9 protein-coding genes are annotated in these 16,815 nt (G+C 74.0%); all 9 read left to right on the top strand.

Features of this window, described 5'->3' with window-relative positions:
• Window positions 1-186 precede the first annotated feature (186 nt).
• On the top strand, window positions 187-1,167 hold the full coding sequence (locus AOK23_RS32840) for a GNAT family N-acetyltransferase (protein ID WP_055716191.1): 981 nt from the start codon (window positions 187-189) through the stop codon (window positions 1,165-1,167).
• 63 nt (window positions 1,168-1,230) lie between these two features.
• Window positions 1,231-2,397 (top strand): NAD(P)/FAD-dependent oxidoreductase, encoded by a 1,167-nt coding sequence (locus tag AOK23_RS32845; RefSeq protein ID WP_055716192.1) that lies wholly within the window; start codon window positions 1,231-1,233, stop codon window positions 2,395-2,397.
• Window positions 2,394-2,693 (top strand): (2Fe-2S)-binding protein, encoded by a 300-nt coding sequence (locus AOK23_RS32850; RefSeq protein ID WP_055716193.1) that lies wholly within the window; start codon window positions 2,394-2,396, stop codon window positions 2,691-2,693. The genes AOK23_RS32845 and AOK23_RS32850 overlap by 4 nt, the downstream gene beginning before the upstream one ends.
• Window positions 2,683-4,257 (top strand): FAD-dependent oxidoreductase, encoded by a 1,575-nt coding sequence (locus AOK23_RS32855; protein ID WP_079049842.1) that lies wholly within the window; start codon window positions 2,683-2,685, stop codon window positions 4,255-4,257. Before AOK23_RS32850 ends, AOK23_RS32855 begins: the two co-directional genes overlap by 11 nt.
• A 129-nt stretch (window positions 4,258-4,386) precedes the next feature.
• A complete protein-coding gene (locus AOK23_RS32860) occupies window positions 4,387-5,319 on the top strand; it encodes a dihydrodipicolinate synthase family protein (protein WP_055716194.1) in 933 nt (310 codons plus the stop codon).
• A gap of 42 nt (window positions 5,320-5,361) precedes the next feature.
• Window positions 5,362-6,363 carry a proline racemase family protein gene (locus tag AOK23_RS32865; protein WP_055716195.1) on the top strand — a complete coding sequence of 334 codons (1,002 nt, stop codon included), beginning with the start codon at window positions 5,362-5,364 and terminating at the stop codon, window positions 6,361-6,363.
• A 42-nt stretch (window positions 6,364-6,405) separates the two neighbouring features.
• A complete protein-coding gene (locus tag AOK23_RS32870; RefSeq protein WP_240496674.1) occupies window positions 6,406-7,155 on the top strand; it encodes a GntR family transcriptional regulator in 750 nt (249 codons plus the stop codon).
• 87 nt (window positions 7,156-7,242) lie between these two features.
• Entirely contained in the window at window positions 7,243-7,770 is a 528-nt protein-coding gene (locus tag AOK23_RS32875; protein ID WP_055541164.1) for an NUDIX hydrolase family protein, read from the top strand.
• A 249-nt stretch (window positions 7,771-8,019) separates the two neighbouring features.
• On the top strand, window positions 8,020-16,815 hold an 8,796-nt coding region (locus AOK23_RS45915), incomplete at its 3' end, for a type I polyketide synthase (RefSeq protein WP_079049843.1).

Consider the following 16,815-nt stretch of genomic DNA (forward strand, 5'->3'; position numbering starts at 1 on the left):
GAGGCCGGGGATCGAGGCGGGCGGGCGGCCGGTGATGGAGGCGGAGGTGCTCTCGCCCCCTCCCCCCGGCCGGCCGGTCGTCGGGGAGCGTGGGGAATCCGTGCCTGCCGTGCGGGCCGAACCGTCGTATCGCCCGGTGCGCGGGTCCGTGGTGCGATGGATGCGGGGGCGGAAAGGAGAGCGAGCATGTCCGCAGCGCAGCGAACCGGTGGTGTCGCCTCGGTGGCGGTCCGCCCGCTGGTCGAGCCGGACCTGGATCGGGCCGACCAGATCTTCAGGGTCGCCTTCGGGACCTTCCTCGGGTTCCCCGAGCCGGAGACGTTCTTCGGGACCGCCGACTACGTCCGCACCCGCTGGGCGGCGGATCCGCGCGCGGCTTTCGCGGCGACCGTCGAGGGCGAGGTCGTCGGGACGAACTTCGCCGCCGACTGGGGCAGCGTCGGGTACTTCGGCCCGCTGACCGTACGTCCGGATCTGTGGGACCAGGGCATCGGCAGGCGCCTGATGGAACCGGTCATGGCCTGCTTCGACACCTGGGGGAACCGCCACCTCGGCCTGTTCACGTTCTCGCACAGTCCCAAGCACCTGGAGCTCTACCGCCGGTACGGTTTCTGGCCCCGATTCCTGACCGCCATCATGAAGAAGCAGGTCACCGCCCCTGCCGCGGTTCCCGGCCGCCTGTTGTACGGCGAGCTGACCGCCGCCGAGCGGACCGACGCGCTGAGTCTTTGCCGCGCGCTGACGGAGTCCGTGTTCGAGGGCCTGAGCCTGGAGCGCGAGATCGTCGCCACGCAGACGCAGGGGCTCGGTGACACCGTCCTTCTTGAGGGCGCCGGTTCAGGCTCCGGCCTCGACGGTCTGGCCGTCTGCCATTGCGGAGCGGGGTCGGAGGCCGGTGAGGACGTGTGCTTCGTCAAGTTCGGCGCCGTACGCCCCGGCCCGGGCGCCGCGGACCGGTTCGGACGGCTGCTGGACGCGTGCGAGCAGCTGGCCGCCGAGAAGGGGCTGGGACAACTGGACGCCGGGATGAACCTGGCCCGCGAGGACGCCTACCGGCGCATGGCCGACCGCGGTTTCCGCACCTGGCTGCAAGGCGTGACCATGCACAGGCCCAACGAACCCGGCTACAGCCACCCGACCGCCTACGTGATCGACGACTGGCGCTGAGCCCGCCTCAGCGCTCGGCTTCGCGGTATTCCGGGCCGGAGCGCCATGTGACATAGTACTGGCGTGACCGAGCGACTGACCTGCGACGTCGTGGTGCTGGGAGCGGGGATGGTGGGCGCGGCCTGCGCCCTGTACGCGGCCCGGGCAGGGCTGGACGTGACCGTGGTGGACCGCGGTCCGGTGGCCGGTGGCACGACCGGGGCGGGCGAGGGCAACCTCCTCGTCTCCGACAAGGAACCCGGTCCCGAACTCGAACTCGCCCTCCTGTCGAATCGCTTGTGGACCGAACTGGCCTGCGAACCCGGCCTCGGGACGGCGTTCGAGTACGACCCGAAGGGCGGGCTCGTCGTCGCCTCGGCACCGGAAGGGCTCGCCGCCCTGGAGAAGCTCGCGGCCGGGCAGCGCACCGCCGGGGTCGCGGCGGAGACCGTCACCGCCGGACAACTCCACGATCTGGAACCGGAGTTGGCGACCGGCCTCGCCGGCGGCGTGTACTACCCGCAGGACGCCCAGGTCATGCCGACCCTCGCCGCAGCCCATCTCGTACGGGCCTCGGGGGCCCGCCTCCTCACCGGCCGCACGGTGACCGGGGTGTTGTGCTCGCCCGACGGGGCCGTGCGCGGCGTACGGACCGACCGGGGCGAGATCCACGCCCCGGCCGTGGTGAACGCCGCCGGCACCTGGGGCGGCGAGGTGGCCGCGCTCGCCGGGGTCCACCTCCCCGTACTCCCCCGGCGCGGATTCGTCCTCGTCACCGAACCGCTCCCGCCCCTGGTGCGGCACAAGGTGTACGCCGCCGACTACGTGGCCGACGTGGCCAGCGACTCGGCGGCGCTGCAGACCTCCCCGGTCGTCGAGGGCACGGCCGCCGGGCCGGTACTCATCGGGGCGAGCCGGGAGCGGGTCGGTTTCGACCGGTCGTTCTCGCTGCCCGTGGTGCGGGCGCTGGCGGCGGGCGCGACCCGGTTGTTCCCGTTCCTGGATCGGGTGCGCGCGATGCGGACGTACGTCGGGTTCCGGCCGTACATGCCCGACCATCTGCCCGCGATCGGGCCGGACCCGCGGGTGCCGGGGCTGTTCCACGCGTGCGGGCACGAGGGGGCGGGCATCGGACTCGCCACCGGGACGGGGCAGTTGATCGCCCAGGTGCTCGGCGGCAGGACACCGGAGCTGGATCTGGCGCCGTTCCGCCCTGACCGGTTCGCCGTCCACGAGGAGGCTGCGGAATGAATCCGTTGGAGTTGGCGGACGCCGAACCGGGGCCCGCCTTCGGCGTCACCCTCGACGGCCGTGAACTGGAGGCCCTGCCCGGTCAGACGGTCGCGGCGGTGCTCTGGACGGCCGGTGTGACCTCCTGGCGCACCACCCGCGGCGAGGGCAGGCCGCGCGGTGTCTTCTGCGGAATCGGCGTCTGCTTCGACTGCCTGATGACCGTCAACGACCGCCCCAACCAACGGGCTTGTCTGGTACCGGTCCGGCCGGGCGACGTGATCCGCACGCAGGAGGGGACGGGGCATGGGCACTGAACGGGTCGGGCCGCGTTCGGGACCATCGCCCCGCCTCGCGGTCGTCGGCGCGGGGCCGGCCGGCCTCGCCGCGGCGCTGGCTGCGGCCGGGCGGGGCGTCCACGTGACGGTGATCGACTCCGCGGAGGCGCCCGGCGGCCAGTTCTACCGGCAGCCCGCCGCGGCGCTCGGGGCACGGCGCCCGCAGGCGCTCCACCACCAGTGGCGGACCTGGCAGCGGCTGCGCGACGGTCTCGAACGGCACCTCGCCGCCGGGAACATCACCCATCTCCCCGAGCACCACGTGTGGTGCGTGGAGCGGCGGCCGGGCGCGCCGCAAGGGCAACGGCCCTCCGGCACCCCCGGCGGCTTCACCGTGCACGCGCTGCTCGGCCCCGGGCAGGAGGAACCCGTCGAGGTGCGGGCCGACGCCGTCGTGCTCGCGACCGGCGGCTACGAGAAGGTGCTGCCCTTCCCCGGCTGGACCCTGCCGGGCGTGGTCACCGCCGGGGGCGCGCAAGCCATGTTGAAGGGCGGGCTCGTGGTGTCGGGCCGTACGGCGGTCGTCGCCGGGACCGGCCCGTTGCTGCTGCCGGTGGCGACCGGGCTCGCGGCGGCCGGTGTCCGGGTGGCCGCGCTGGTCGAGTCCGCCGACCCCAAGGCGCTCGCCCGGCGAGTGGGGACGCTCGCGGGCCGGGCGGACAAGCTGGCCGAAGGGGCCGGGTACGCGGTGGAGTTGCTGCGCCACCGGGTGCGGACTCTCGTACGGCACACCGTGGTCGAGGCGCACGGAACCGACCGGCTGGAGGCCGTGACCGTCGCCGCGCTGGACGCCGAGGGGCGGGTCCGACCCGGCAGTGAACGGCGCGTCCCCTGCGACACGCTGGCCGTCGGGCACGGCATGGTCCCGCACACCGACCTCGCCGAGTCCCTGGGCTGCCGCATCGACGCCGACGGCATGAGCGTGGCCGTCGACGACGAGCAGCGCACCGATGTGCCGGGCGTCTGGGCGGCGGGCGAGACCACCGGGATCGGCGGCGCGGCCCTGTCCCTGGCCGAGGGCCATGTCGCCGGGCGGTCGGCGGCGGCCCGGCTCCGGGGCCGGGAACCGGATCCGCGGGAGTGGGCGGCCGCGGCCACGTCCCGTACGCGGCTGCGGGAGTTCTTCGCCGCGCTCGACACCGTGTACGTGCCGTCGGCGCACTGGACGGAGCAGGTCACCGACGACACGGTGGTGTGCCGGTGCGAGGAGGTCACCGCCGGGGCGGTCCGCGAGGCCGTCGGGGAACTGGGGGCCGGAGACGTCCGCACCGTGAAGCTGCTCACCAGGGCCGGGATGGGCTGGTGCCAGGGCCGGATGTGCGGGCCGGCGGTCGCGGGGCTCGCCGGGTGCGCGGAGACGGTGGCCCGACGGCCGTTCGCACGCCCCGTACCGCTCGGTGTGCTGGCGCGGGCCGGGGAGACCGGGGAGCGAGGAAGGGCTCCCGTGGAGTCCGAGGAGCCGGGAGAGCAGCCCATGGAGGCCGGCGACCCGGGAGGACTGCCCGTGGAGGCCGAGGGTCGGGGAGGGCCGCCGGTGGAGTGAGCCGTCGTCGAGAAGCCTCCCGTCCAAAGCCGTCGAGAAGCCGCCTGCCCGAGACCGTCGAGAAGCCGCTCGTCCGACTCGTCCGAAACGCCGTCAATACCATGTCACACCCTATGGAGGGACCCGCAGATGACCACTTCCGCGCGCTCGACCGGCACAGGCACCGCCAACCGCACCGGCAACCGCCCCTGGCGCGGTGTCCTCGTCGCCACCGCACTCCCCCTCCGCGACGATCTGTCCGTGGACTACGACACGTACGCCGAGCACTGCGCCTGGCTGGTCGAGAACGGCTGTGACGGTGTCGTGCCGAACGGCTCGCTCGGCGAGTACCAGGTGCTGACGCCCGAGGAGCGGGCGCGGGTCGTGGAGACGGCCGTCTCGGCGATCGGCGGCTCGCGGGTGATGCCGGGCGTCGCCGCGTACGGCTCCGCCGAGTCCCGTCGCTGGGCCGAGCAGGCGCGGGACGCGGGCTGCGCGTCGGTGATGCTGCTCCCGCCGAACGCCTACCGCGCCGACGAGCGTTCGGTGCTGGCGCACTACGAGGAGGTCGCGAAGGCGGGCCTGCCCGTCGTGGCGTACAACAACCCCGTCGACACCAAGGTCGACCTGGTGCCGGAGCTGCTCGCCAAGCTGCACGGCGAGGGGTACATCCGGGCCGTGAAGGAGTTCTCCGGGGATGTGCGCCGGGCCTACCAGCTGGCCGAACTCGCCCCTGAACTGGACCTGTTGATCGGCGCCGACGATGTGCTGCTGGAGCTCGCGCTGGCGGGCGCCAAGGGCTGGGTCGCCGGGTACCCGAACGCGCTGCCCGCGGCGACCGTGGAGCTGTACCACGCGGCGGTGGACGGGGACCTCGCGACGGCGAGGGGGCTGTACGAGCAACTGCACCCGCTGCTGCGCTGGGACTCGAAGGTCGAGTTCGTGCAGGCCATCAAGCTGTCCATGGACATCGTGGGCCGGCACGGCGGGCGCTGCCGGCCGCCGCGCGTGGAGCTGCTGCCGGAACAGGAGGCCGTGATCCGGTCCGCCACCGAGAAGGCCGTCGCCGCGGGGCTCGCGTAACGCGCGCGGAAGCGGAAGGAGAGCGGAAGAAGGAGCACGGTCATGCGCAGCAAGCTCGTCCTGCACGCCGTCGACTCGCACACCGAGGGCATGCCGACCCGGGTGATCACCGGCGGGATCGGCACCATCCCCGGTGCGACCATGAACGAACGGCGGCTGTGGTTCCGTGAACACCGGGACGACGTCAAGCAGTTGCTGATGAACGAGCCGCGCGGTCACGCGGCGATGAGCGGTGCGATCCTCCAGCCGCCCACCCGCCCCGACTGCGACTGGGGTGTGGTCTACATCGAGGTCTCCGGCTATCTGCCCATGTGCGGCCACGGCACGATCGGGGTGGCGACGGTCCTCGTCGAGACCGGCATGGTCGAGGTCGTCGAGCCGGTCACGACCATCCGTCTCGACACCCCGGCCGGGCTCGTCGTCGCCGAGGTGGCCGTGGAGGACGGCGCGGCGAAGGCGGTCACCCTGCGGAACGTGCCGTCGTTCTCCGTCGGCCTGGAGCGCAGGATCACCCTGGCCGACGGGCGGACCGTCATCTACGACCTGGCGTACGGCGGGAACTTCTACGCCATCCTGCCGCTGGAGGAGTTCGGTCTGCCCTTCGACCGCTCCCGCAAGGACGACATCCTCCGCGCGGGCCTCGACCTGATGGACGCCATCAACGCCGAGGAGGAACCCGTCCACCCCGAGGATCCGTCCATCCACGGGGTGCACCACGTCCATCTGTACGCGCCCGGCGCCACCGCCCGGCACTCACGGCACGCGATGGCCATCCACCCCGGCTGGTTCGACCGCTCACCCTGCGGTACGGGCACCAGTGCGCGCATGGCGCAACTGCACGCGCGGGGCGAACTCCCGCTGCACACCGAGTTCGTGAACGAGTCCTTCATCGGCACCCGGTTCACCGGACGGCTCCTCGGCGAGACCGAGGTGGCCGGGGCCCCGGCCGTGCTGCCCAGTTTCACGGGCCGCGCCTGGATCACCGGCACCGCCCAGTATCTGCTCGACCCGACCGACCCGTTCCCCTCCGGATTCGTCCTCTAGGATTCCGGGCTCCAGGACTCCAGGAGAGACCGTATGTCCCCCATGGCCCCGCAGCGCACCGGCGCCACCTCCTCGGCACCGGGCGCCCCCGTTTCGCCGGCCGCCTCCGCCGTTCAGGGCGCCGCTCCCCCGGCGCCCGCCCTGCCGGTGCTCGGCGGCAAGAAGAGCAGCTATCGGGAGCGGGTCGCCGACGCGCTGCGGGCCGCGCTGATCGCCGGTGAGCTGCGGCCGGGCCAGGTGTACTCCGCGCCCGCGCTCGCCGCGCGCTTCGGTGTCTCGGCCACACCGGTCCGCGAGGCCATGCTGGACCTGGTCAAGGAGGGCCTGGTCGACACCGTGCCCAACAAGGGCTTCCGGGTCACCGCCGTGACCGAGAAGCAGCTCGACGAGTACACCCAGATCCGCTCGCTGATCGAGATCCCGACCACCGTGGCCCTGGCCCGGACCGCCGACCCCGTCTCCCTGGAGGCGCTGCGGCCCGCCGCGCGGGAGATCGTGGCCGCCGCGGCCGCCGGGGACCTCATCGCGTACGTGGAGGCCGACACCCGCTTCCACCTCGGCCTGCTGGCCCTCGCGGGCAACGCGCATCTGGTCGAGGTGGTGGGCGACCTGCGCAAACGCTCACGGCTGTACGGGCTGACCGCGCTCGTCGAGGCGGGCCGTCTCCTGGCGTCCGCGCAGGAGCACCTGGAACTCCTCGACGCCCTCCTCGACCGCGACGAGAACGCCGTCCGGGCGGTGATGACCCGCCACCTCGGGCACGTCCGGGGCCAGTGGGCCGCCCACGGCTGAGCGGCACCCCGACACGGGCGCGCCGCATGTGATCGGCGCTACGCCCACACCAGGTGACGTTGAAAGTATGATCGGCCAATGTCTGACATGACCGAAACCACGCCTGGCTGGCTGACGTCCGACGAACTCGAATCGGCGCGCGCCCGTATGCCGATCCTGTACGTCGAGGCCGTGCCCGTGCGCGTCGACGACAGCGGCGAAGTGACCAGCATCGGCCTGCTGCTGCGCATCGGCCCGGACGGAACGGTCAGCCGCACGCTGGTGTCCGGCCGCGTGATGCACCACGAGCGGGTGCGCGACGCGCTCCTGCGTCATCTGGAGAAGGACCTCGGCCCGGTGGCACTGCCCCGCGTCCCGGCCTCGCTTCAGCCTTTCACGGTCGCCGAGTACTTCCCGACGCAGGGCATCACGCCGTTCCACGACCCCCGCCAGCACGCGGTGGCGCTCGCGTACATCGTCCCCGTGTCCGGCGACTGCCGTCCTCGGCAGGACGCGCTCGACCTGGTGTGGTTCAGCCCGCAGGAGGCCGCGTCGCCGTCGGTCCAGAGCGAGATGCCGGGCGGCCAGGGAGTCCTGCTGAAGCAGGCCCTCGCCCACGTCGGCTGCGTGTCCTAGGCCTGGTCCGACACCTGAGGCAGTGAACCCCGGCGGCATGTCCCTGTGCCGCCGGGCGTCCAGAACGCCGTCGGCGGTCGCGACGCCGTACGACCGTCCGGAACACCATCGGCCGTTCGGAACACCATCGGCCGTCCGAAACGCCGACAGTCCGGATGTTCGGACATTCGGCCTCCCCCCCCTTAGGGTCAACGCCGTTGCTCCGCAAGGAGTTTGACGGTGGGTCCTACGGGGCCGGGGAGGCGCCACATGCATCATGACGGACTGATACGGCCGCTGCCGGAGCTGCTGAAGGCACATGCGGAGCGGTCGCCGTCCCGGGTGGCCTTCGCCGACGACGCGCGGGCCGTCACCTACGCGGAGCTGGAGCGGCGCACCGGCAGGCTGGCCGCGTATCTCGCGCGGACCGGCCTGGAGCGCGGCGAGCGGGTCGCGATCTGCCTGGGCAACCGTGTCGAGATGGTCGAGGCCGTGCTCGCCGCCGTCCGGGCCGGTGCCGTGGGCGTCCCTCTCAACCCCCGCTCCTCCGACGCCGAACTCGCCCATTTCCTGCGGGACAGCGGCGCCTCGGTCGTCGTCACCGACCCGGCGCGGCTCGCACGGCTGCACCGGACGAGCCCGGCCGTCGACGAGCCCGGCACGCGCGTGCTGCTGACGGGGCCGGGCCCGGTCCCGGCGGACGCCCCGGAGGGCACGGTCCTCCTCGACGCCGTCGCCGGGGCGGACGCGCCCGGTCAGAACCCGCCCCGGGACGATCTCGGTCTCGACGAGCCGGCCTGGATGCTCTACACCTCCGGTACGACCCACCGCCCCAAGGGTGTGGTGTCGACCCAGCGGGCCGCCCTGTGGTCGGTGGCCGCCTGTTACGCGCCGATCTTCGGTCTCTCTCCGGAGGACCGGCTGCTGTGGCCCCTGCCGCTGTTCCACAGTTTCGGCCACTCCCTGGCGATCCTCGGCATCACCGCCGTCGGCGCGAGCGCCCGCATCACCGGTGACCTGCTGCCGCCCGACGGCCTGTGGCGCGAACTGCGCCACCCGCACGGGGCTCTCGACGGCCCCTACACCGTGCTGGCCGGGGTGCCCGCGGTGTACCACCGGCTGCTGGCGTCGGCGGACGGCACGGCGCTGCCGGTGGGGCTCCGCACATGTCTGGTGGCGGGCGCGCCCAGTTCCCCGGCGTTGCGCCGCGAGGTGGAACAGGCGTTGGGAGCGCGGCTGCTCGACGCGTACGGCAGCACCGAGACATGCGGGATGATCGCGGTGAACCGGCCGGACGGGCCGACGGTCGACGGTTCCTGCGGGCCTCCGATCCCCGGAGTGGATGTACGCGTCGTCGAGCCGGGCAGCGGCAACGATGTCACCGACGGTGGTGAGGGGGAGATCTGGGTCCGCGGGCCTGGTCTGATGACGGGCTACCACCGGCGGCCCGAGGCCACAGGGTCGGCCCTGGTGGACGGCTGGTACCGGACCGGTGACCTCGGCCGCCGGGTCGAGCACGGCCATCTCCGCCTCACCGGGCGGGTCAGCGAACTGATCATCCGCGGTGGCGAGAACATCCACCCCACCGAGGTCGAACAGGCCTTGCTGCACAGTCCCGGTGTGACGGACGCCGTGGTCGTCGGCCGACCGCACGACGTACTCGGTGAGGTGCCGGTGGCGTACGTGGTCCCCGGCCCGGACGGGTTCGATCCTCGGCGGGTGCTGGCCGCGTGCCGCACCCGGCTCGCCGAGTACAAGCTGCCCGTGGAGTTCCATGAGATCGCGGCGGTGCCACGGACGGCCTCCGGCAAGATCGCCCGGCATGCCGTCGCCGCAGCGCCGATCGCGCCGGAGGTCACGGCCGGGGCCGCCGCCGAGTCACCGGCCGGGCGGCTCGGCGCGCCTTCGGCGGTCTCCCCCTCGGTGGCCCCGCCCACAGCGACCTCGCCTCAGGCGGTCCCGGCGGCCGACGGGGCCTTGCGGCGGCGGCTGTTGTCCCTGCCTCCGGAGGGGCGGGAGCGGGCGCTCAGGGAGGCGGTGCTCGCCGAGACAGCCGAGGTGTGCGGGGGCGGGCCGGGCGAACTCCCCAGCGCCGAGGCGCCGTTCACCGATCTGGGGTTGACGTCCGTGGGCGCCGTCGCGCTCATCGAGCGGCTGGGCGCGGCGACCGGGCTGAGGCTCCCGGCGACCCTGGTCTTCGACCGTCCCAGCCCCGCCGAGCTGGCCCGGTCCCTGCACAGCACCCTCTTCGGCGCGACGCCCGCCACCACGCCAGGGACCGGCGGGGCCACGGTCGACGACGAGGACGACCCGGTGGTCATCGTCGCCATGGGCTGCCGCTACCCCGGTGACGTGTACTCGCCGGAGGACCTGTGGCGGCTCGTCTCCGAGGGCCGGGACGCCACCTCCGACTTCCCGACCGACCGGGGCTGGGACCTGGCCGCCCTCTACGACCCGGACCCCGACCGCGTCGGCACCTCGTACACCCGGCGGGGCGGATTCCTGCACCGGGCCGCCGAGTTCGACGCGGGCCTGTTCGGGATCGCGCCGCGGGAGGCCCTGGCGATGGATCCGCAGCAGCGGCTGCTGCTGGAGACCTCCTGGGAGGTGTGGGAACGGGCCGGGATCGCCCCGGCCGCCGTGCGCGAGAGCGACACAGGGGTGTTCGTCGGCATGATGCACGCCGACTACTCGGCGCGTTTCGTCCACCACGAACTGGAGGCCCATCTGGGGCTGGGCACATCCGGCAGTGTGGCGGCCGGCCGGATCTCGTACGTGTACGGCCTGCGCGGGCCGTCGATCACGATCGACACCGCCTGCTCCTCCTCCCTGGTGGCCCTGCACTGGGCGGCCGCGGCCCTGCGGTCGGGCGAGTGCTCCCTGGCGCTGGCCGGCGGGGTCACGGTGATGGCGACACCGAAGCCGTTCACGGCGTTCAGCCGGCAGCGTGGGCTCTCCCCCGAGGGCCGCTGCAAGTCGTTCTCGGCGGCGGCGGACGGCACCGCCTGGGCGGAGGGCGTCGGGCTGGTGCTGCTCGAACGGCTCTCCGACGCCCGACGGCACGGACACCCCGTCCTGGCGGTGCTGCGCGGCTCCGCCGTCAACTCCGACGGCGCGTCCAACGGACTCACCGCGCCCAACGGTCAGGCCCAACAGCGTCTGATCGAGCGGGCGTTGGCCGATGCACGGCTCCGACCGGCCGATGTCGACGTGGTGGAGGCCCATGGCACGGGCACCACGCTGGGCGACCCCGTCGAGGCGGGCGCCCTGCTCGCCGCGTACGGGCAGGACCGCGAGGAGCCGTTGTGGCTGGGGTCGGTCAAGTCGAACCTCGGGCACACACAGGCGGCCGCCGGGGTCGCCGGAGTCATCAAGATGGTGCAGGCCATGCGGCACGGGGAGATGCCCCGCAGCCTGCACGCCGAGACACCCTCACCGCATGTCGACTGGGCCTCCGGGAAGGTGGAACTGCTCACCGCCGCCCGGCCGTGGCCCTCCACCGCGGGCCGACCTCGGCGGGCCGGGGTGTCCGCGTTCGGGATCGGCGGGACCAACGCGCATGTGATCGTGGAGGAGCCGCCGGCCGCGCCTCGCTCAGGCGCCGGGGAGCCGTCCGGTACTGCCCGGTCGGGCGCCGAGGAGCTGTCCGACGCTCCCGACTCTGGTGCCGAGGTGCCGCCGTCTCACGCGGACGACCGTCTGGTCGGGCAGCCACCGGTCGTGCTCGGCGTCGACGCCCACGGTGTCCCCTGGTTGCTCTCCGGGGCGGACGAGGGCGCGCTGCGCGCCCAAGCGCGCCGTCTCGCCGACCATCTGGTCGCGCGGCCCGAACTGTCACCGGCCGATGTCGGCGTCTCCCTGGCCGTGACGCGCTCGGCGTCGACGCACCGGGCGGTGGTCCCGCCGGGTGAACGGGCCCGGATGCTGGCCGGGCTGGAGGCGCTGGCCGCTGGAACTGAGGGAGCTGTTGGAGCCGGGGGTGCGGCCGCGGGCAGCACCGGTTTCGCCAGTACCGGTGGCGGTACCGGTAGCGGCACCGCCATCACCGGCACGGAACGGGCCGTCGCCGACCCCGCTCTCCGTACGGCCTTCCTGTTCACCGGTCAGGGAGCCCAACGTGCCCGTATGGGTGCCGAGTTGCGGTCGGCGTTCCCTGTCTTCGCCTCCGCTCACGACGAGGTGTGCCGGGCGTTCGAGGGCCGCCTCGACGTCCCCCTCGACGAGGTGCTCTCCGCCGCTCCGGGCACCCCGGAGGCCGCTCTGCTCGACCGTACGGACTTCACCCAGGCAGGGCTGTTCGCCTTCGAGGTCGCGTTGTTCCGGCTTCTGGAGTCGTGGGGTGTGCGCCCCGACTACCTGGCCGGGCACTCCGTCGGTGAGCTGACCGCCGCCCATGTCGCCGGTGTCCTGGACCTCGACGACGCGGCGGCCCTCGTCGCGGCGCGCGGCAGGCTGATGCAGGCGCTGCCGGAGGGCGGCGCGATGGTCGCGCTGCACGCGACGGAGGACGAAGTACTGGCGGCGCTGGCCGACTTCGAGGTCCCGCACGGCGACGCAGACCCCGCCGGCCGCGTGACCGCCGCCTCGACGCAGGGCCCTCGCCCGACGGCGACCGAATCCGGTGACGCACCGCCCCCGACGGCGATCGGCTCCGCAGACGCACCGCCCCCGACGGCGATCGGCTCCGTAGACGCACCGCCCCCGGCGGCGATCGGCCCCGCAGACGCATCGCGCCCGGTGGCGATCGCCTCCGTGAACGGGCCGCGCTCGGTGGTGATCTCCGGTGCGCGGGACGCGGTGCTCGCCGTGGCGGCCGGGTTCGAGGCCAAGGGCCGCCGGACCGTACGGCTGCGGGTGGGGCACGCCTTCCACTCGCCGCTCGTGGAGCCGATGCTCGACGACTTCCGCCGGGCCGCCGAGAAGGTGACCTTCCGGCCGCCCCGCATCCCCGTGGTCTCGGCGGTCACCGGCCGCCTCGCCGGGGCCGAGGAGTTGTGCTCACCCGAGTACTGGGTGCGGCACGCCCGGCTGCCCGTCCGGTTCGCCGACACCGTGCGGTGGCTGGGCGACAACGGGGTGTCGGCCTTCCTGGAGGTCGGCCCCCACCCGACGCTCATCACGACCGCCGAGGACTGCCTGCCCGGCCCCGAGAACGGCACCGCTCCCCTGTTCACCGCCGCCACGCGCGCCGGTGAGCCCGAACCGGAGACGCTGCTGTCGGCCGTGGCCCGGCTCCACGTGCGCGGGGCCCGCGTCGACTGGCCCACCGTGTTCGAGGGCACCGGGGCGCGCCGCGTGGAGTTGCCGACGTACGCCTTCCAACGGCAGCGGTACTGGCTGGACGCACCCCGGCTTCCGGTCCGCGCCCCGGAGGGCGACGGGCACCCGCTGCTGGGGCCCGCGTTCATGGTGCCGGACACGGGCCGGACCGTACTCTCCGGGCGCCTCTCCACAACGGCTCAGCCCTGGCTCGGCGACCATGTGATCGGCGGGACCGTCCTCGTGCCGGCGACGGCGTTCGTCGAACTGGCCGTCCGGGCGGGCGACGAGCTCGGCTGCGACACCCTCGACGAGTTGGTGGTCCTGACGCCGCTGCCCCTGCCGCCGGGGACCGGCGTGACCGTCCAGGTCGTGGTGGGCGCCCCGGACGACTCCGGACGGCGGACGGTCGACATCCACGCCCGCCCCGACGCCTCCGCCGACACCGACGGCCCCGACCCCACCTGGACCCGGCAGGCGACCGGGCTGTTGACCCGCACGGCCTCCGCGTCCGCGCCGACGGACGCGGAGGCAGGCCTCTCGGAGTGGCCGCCCCGAGGCGCGGCCGAGATCGACCTCACCGATGCCTACGACACCCTCGCGGACGATGGCCTCGCCTACGGTCCCGCCTTCCGGGGCGTACGGGCGGCCTGGCGGCTCGGTGACGAGCTGTACGCCGAAGTACGCCTGCACGAGGGCGCGTTGGGCGATTCAGACCGCTTCGGACTTCATCCCGCCCTGCTCGACGCGGCGGCGCACGCCGCGCTGCTCACCCGATCGGCAACAGCCACAGCCACAGGGGCGGAAGCCGGCGCGGAAGCGGAAGTACGAGCGGGGGCGGGTACTGAGCCGGCGGCCCCCATCCAGGTGCCGTTCGCCTGGACCGGCGTGCGTCTGCACGCGTCCGGCGCGACGGAACTACGGGTACGGGTGCGTCGGACGGCCACGGACGCGGTCACTTTGACGCTCGCCGACGCGACGGGCCGCCCGGTGGCCCGCGTGGACTCCCTGACCACGCGGGAGCTTCCCGCCGGTACCGCCGACGCGGCGCACGACGTGGCGCGACGGGCACTGTGGCGACCCGGCTGGGTGACCGTCGAGCACACTGCCGTCACCGACACCGAGACTGACACCGGCACCGGCACCGGCACCGGCACCGGCATGGCACCGGACACCATCGTCGTCACCGCAGTCGCCCCGACGACGGACAGCGAGACACCGCCGGCCGCCGTGCACCTGCTGACCGCCCGGGTGCTGCGCGCCCTGCAGGACTGGCAGGACGACCCGGAGGCATCCGGCTCGCGCCTCGTGGTGGTCACGCGGGACGCCACCGCGGCGGAACCGGACCTTGCGGGTGCGGCCGTATGGGGTCTGGTGCGCACGGCTCAGGCGGAGCTGCCCGGACGTGTCGTGCTGGTCGACACGGACGGCCGCCCCGAGTCCGAGCGGCTACTGGCCGCCGCGGTGGCCGCCGGCGAGCCCCAACTGTCCATCCGGGATGGGAGAATGAGGGCTCCGCGGCTGGTGCCGGCGGTACGGACGGCCGCCGCCGATCCCCGTGAGCCGTCCGGGCCGAGCCCCTTCGACCCCGACCGCACCGTGCTGATCACCGGCGGCACCGGCGCGCTGGGCTCCGAACTCGCCCGCCATCTCGTCGCCTCCTACGGGGTACGGCATCTGCTGCTCACCTCCCGCCGGGGCCCGGACGCACCCGGCGCCACGGAACTACGGGCCTCGCTGGAGGAGTTGGGCGCCGAAGTGACGATCGCGGCCTGCGACATGGCGGACCCGGTCGCGCAGGCCGAGGTGGTCAGGGGCTGTGAGCCCGCCCTGGGCGCCGTGGTGCACGCGGCCGGGGTCCTGGACGACGGTGTCCTGGCGGGGCTGACGCCCGAACGGGTGGCGGCGGTGCTGGGGCCCAAGGCGGACGCGGCCTGGCGGCTGCACGAACTGACCCGGGATCTGGAGCTGTCGGCCTTCATCCTGTTCTCGTCGGCGTCCGGTCTACTCGGCCGCCCCGGCCAGGGCAACTACGCGGCGGCGAACAGCGTCCTCGACGCCCTCGCCCATCGTCGCGCCGCCCAGGGGCTGCCCGCGCTGTCCCTGGCGTGGGGGCCCTGGGAGCACGCCGCAGGCATGGCGTCGGCGCAGCTCAGGGAGGCCCAGCTCAGGGAGGCGGCGACACGGAGCGGTGACGTTCTGCGCGCCCTCTCCGTACGGGACGGCCTGGCGCTCTTCGACGCGGCGGTACGCGACGGTGGCCCCGTCCTGGCGCCGCTGCGGCTGGACCGGGGCGCCCTGCGGTCCGCGCGAGGCCCTCTGCCACCACTCCTGCGGGGGCTGTCGCGTCCCCGTCGGCCGGTGGCCGAGGCGAGCGCGGGCGCGGGAACGGGAACGGGCCCAGGGTCGGGGGCACCCGCCGACGCCCCGGAGATGCTGGAGCCGGGCGCCTGGCGGACGCTCCTGGCCGAACTGCCCTCCGCCCGGCGCGCGGAGGCGCTCGCGGAGCTGATGCGGGCGGACGTGGCCGCCGTGCTCGGGTATCCGAGCGCCGACGCGCTGCCCGTCGGCCGGACCTTCGACGAGCTGGGCTTCGACTCGCTGATGGCGGTGCAGGTCCGCAACCGGCTCAGCCTGGCGCTGCGGCTCCGACTCTCCGCCGCCGTGGTGTTCGAGCACCCCACGGCCGACGGTCTGGCCCGCCACGTGCTGGACCTCCTCAACGACCTGCCGGAGCCGCCGACGGCCGCCGGGGAGCCCGGTGCGCCGACGCGTACGACACCCGGTGCTGCCCCCGATCCGACACCCGGTGCGACCCCCGGTACGAACCCCAATCCGAAGCCCGTCAGGACACCGGGAGCGGCTCCCGGAACGGCGCTCCCCCGCAGCCCCGAGCCGTCGGGTGTGCGCCCCGTGCAGAGCCTCTCCTCCCTCTACCGGCGAGTGTGCGAGGCGGGTCAGGTGGTCGCCGCGATGCACATGCTGGTCACCGCGTCGTGGGCCGTACCGACGTTCGACGCGTCCGATGCCCGGCGGCACGCGCTGCCGCCGCTGCGGCGGGCCGAGGGCTCCGGCGACGGCCCGGTCGTGGTGTTCCTCGACGGCTACCACCCCTCCTTCCCCGGACCGGGCGGCGCGGCCGCCGCCTTCCACGACTGCTTCCGGGGCGACCTGGACGTGTGGGAGGTACGGCATCCCGGTGTCGACGAGGGCGCTGCCGTGCCAGAGGATCTGGGGACACTGGCCCGTACGCACGCCGAGACGGTGCTGCGACTGGTCGGCGACCGGCCTTTCGTGGTCGTCGGCTCGTCCACCGGAGGCGCCGTGGCGCACCTCGTGACCCGGCGGCTGGAGGCCATGGGGGCGGCCCCGGTCGGCCTGGTCCTGCTGGACACGTACCGCGTCGACCGGGACAACCGCGGAACGGAGTGGCTGTTGGCGCTGCCTGCCGCCCTCGCCCCGAGGCTGACCGGGGGCCCGTCGACCGGGGACGACGACAGCGCCGTCGCCGCGATGGGCGCGTACACGCGCATGTTCATGGACTGGGAACCCGAACCCGTCCCCACCCCGACCCTGCTGGTCCGGGCCACGAAGCCGACGCCGCGGATGGCGGCGGGCGCCGACGGGGAGGACTGGCGGACGTCGTGGCCGCTGCCGCACGACACGGTCGACGTCCCCGGCGACCACTTCTCGCTCACCCGGGAACACGCCCCGGCCACGGTGGCGGCCGTCCGCGCCTGGCTCGGCTCGCTCGACCGGACGGACACCGCGCCCCCACGGCCGCCGAGCACCCCGTCGGAACCGACT

It is taken from the genome of Streptomyces torulosus (assembly GCF_001419765.1).
GTDB lineage: Bacteria > Actinomycetota > Actinomycetes > Streptomycetales > Streptomycetaceae > Streptomyces > Streptomyces torulosus.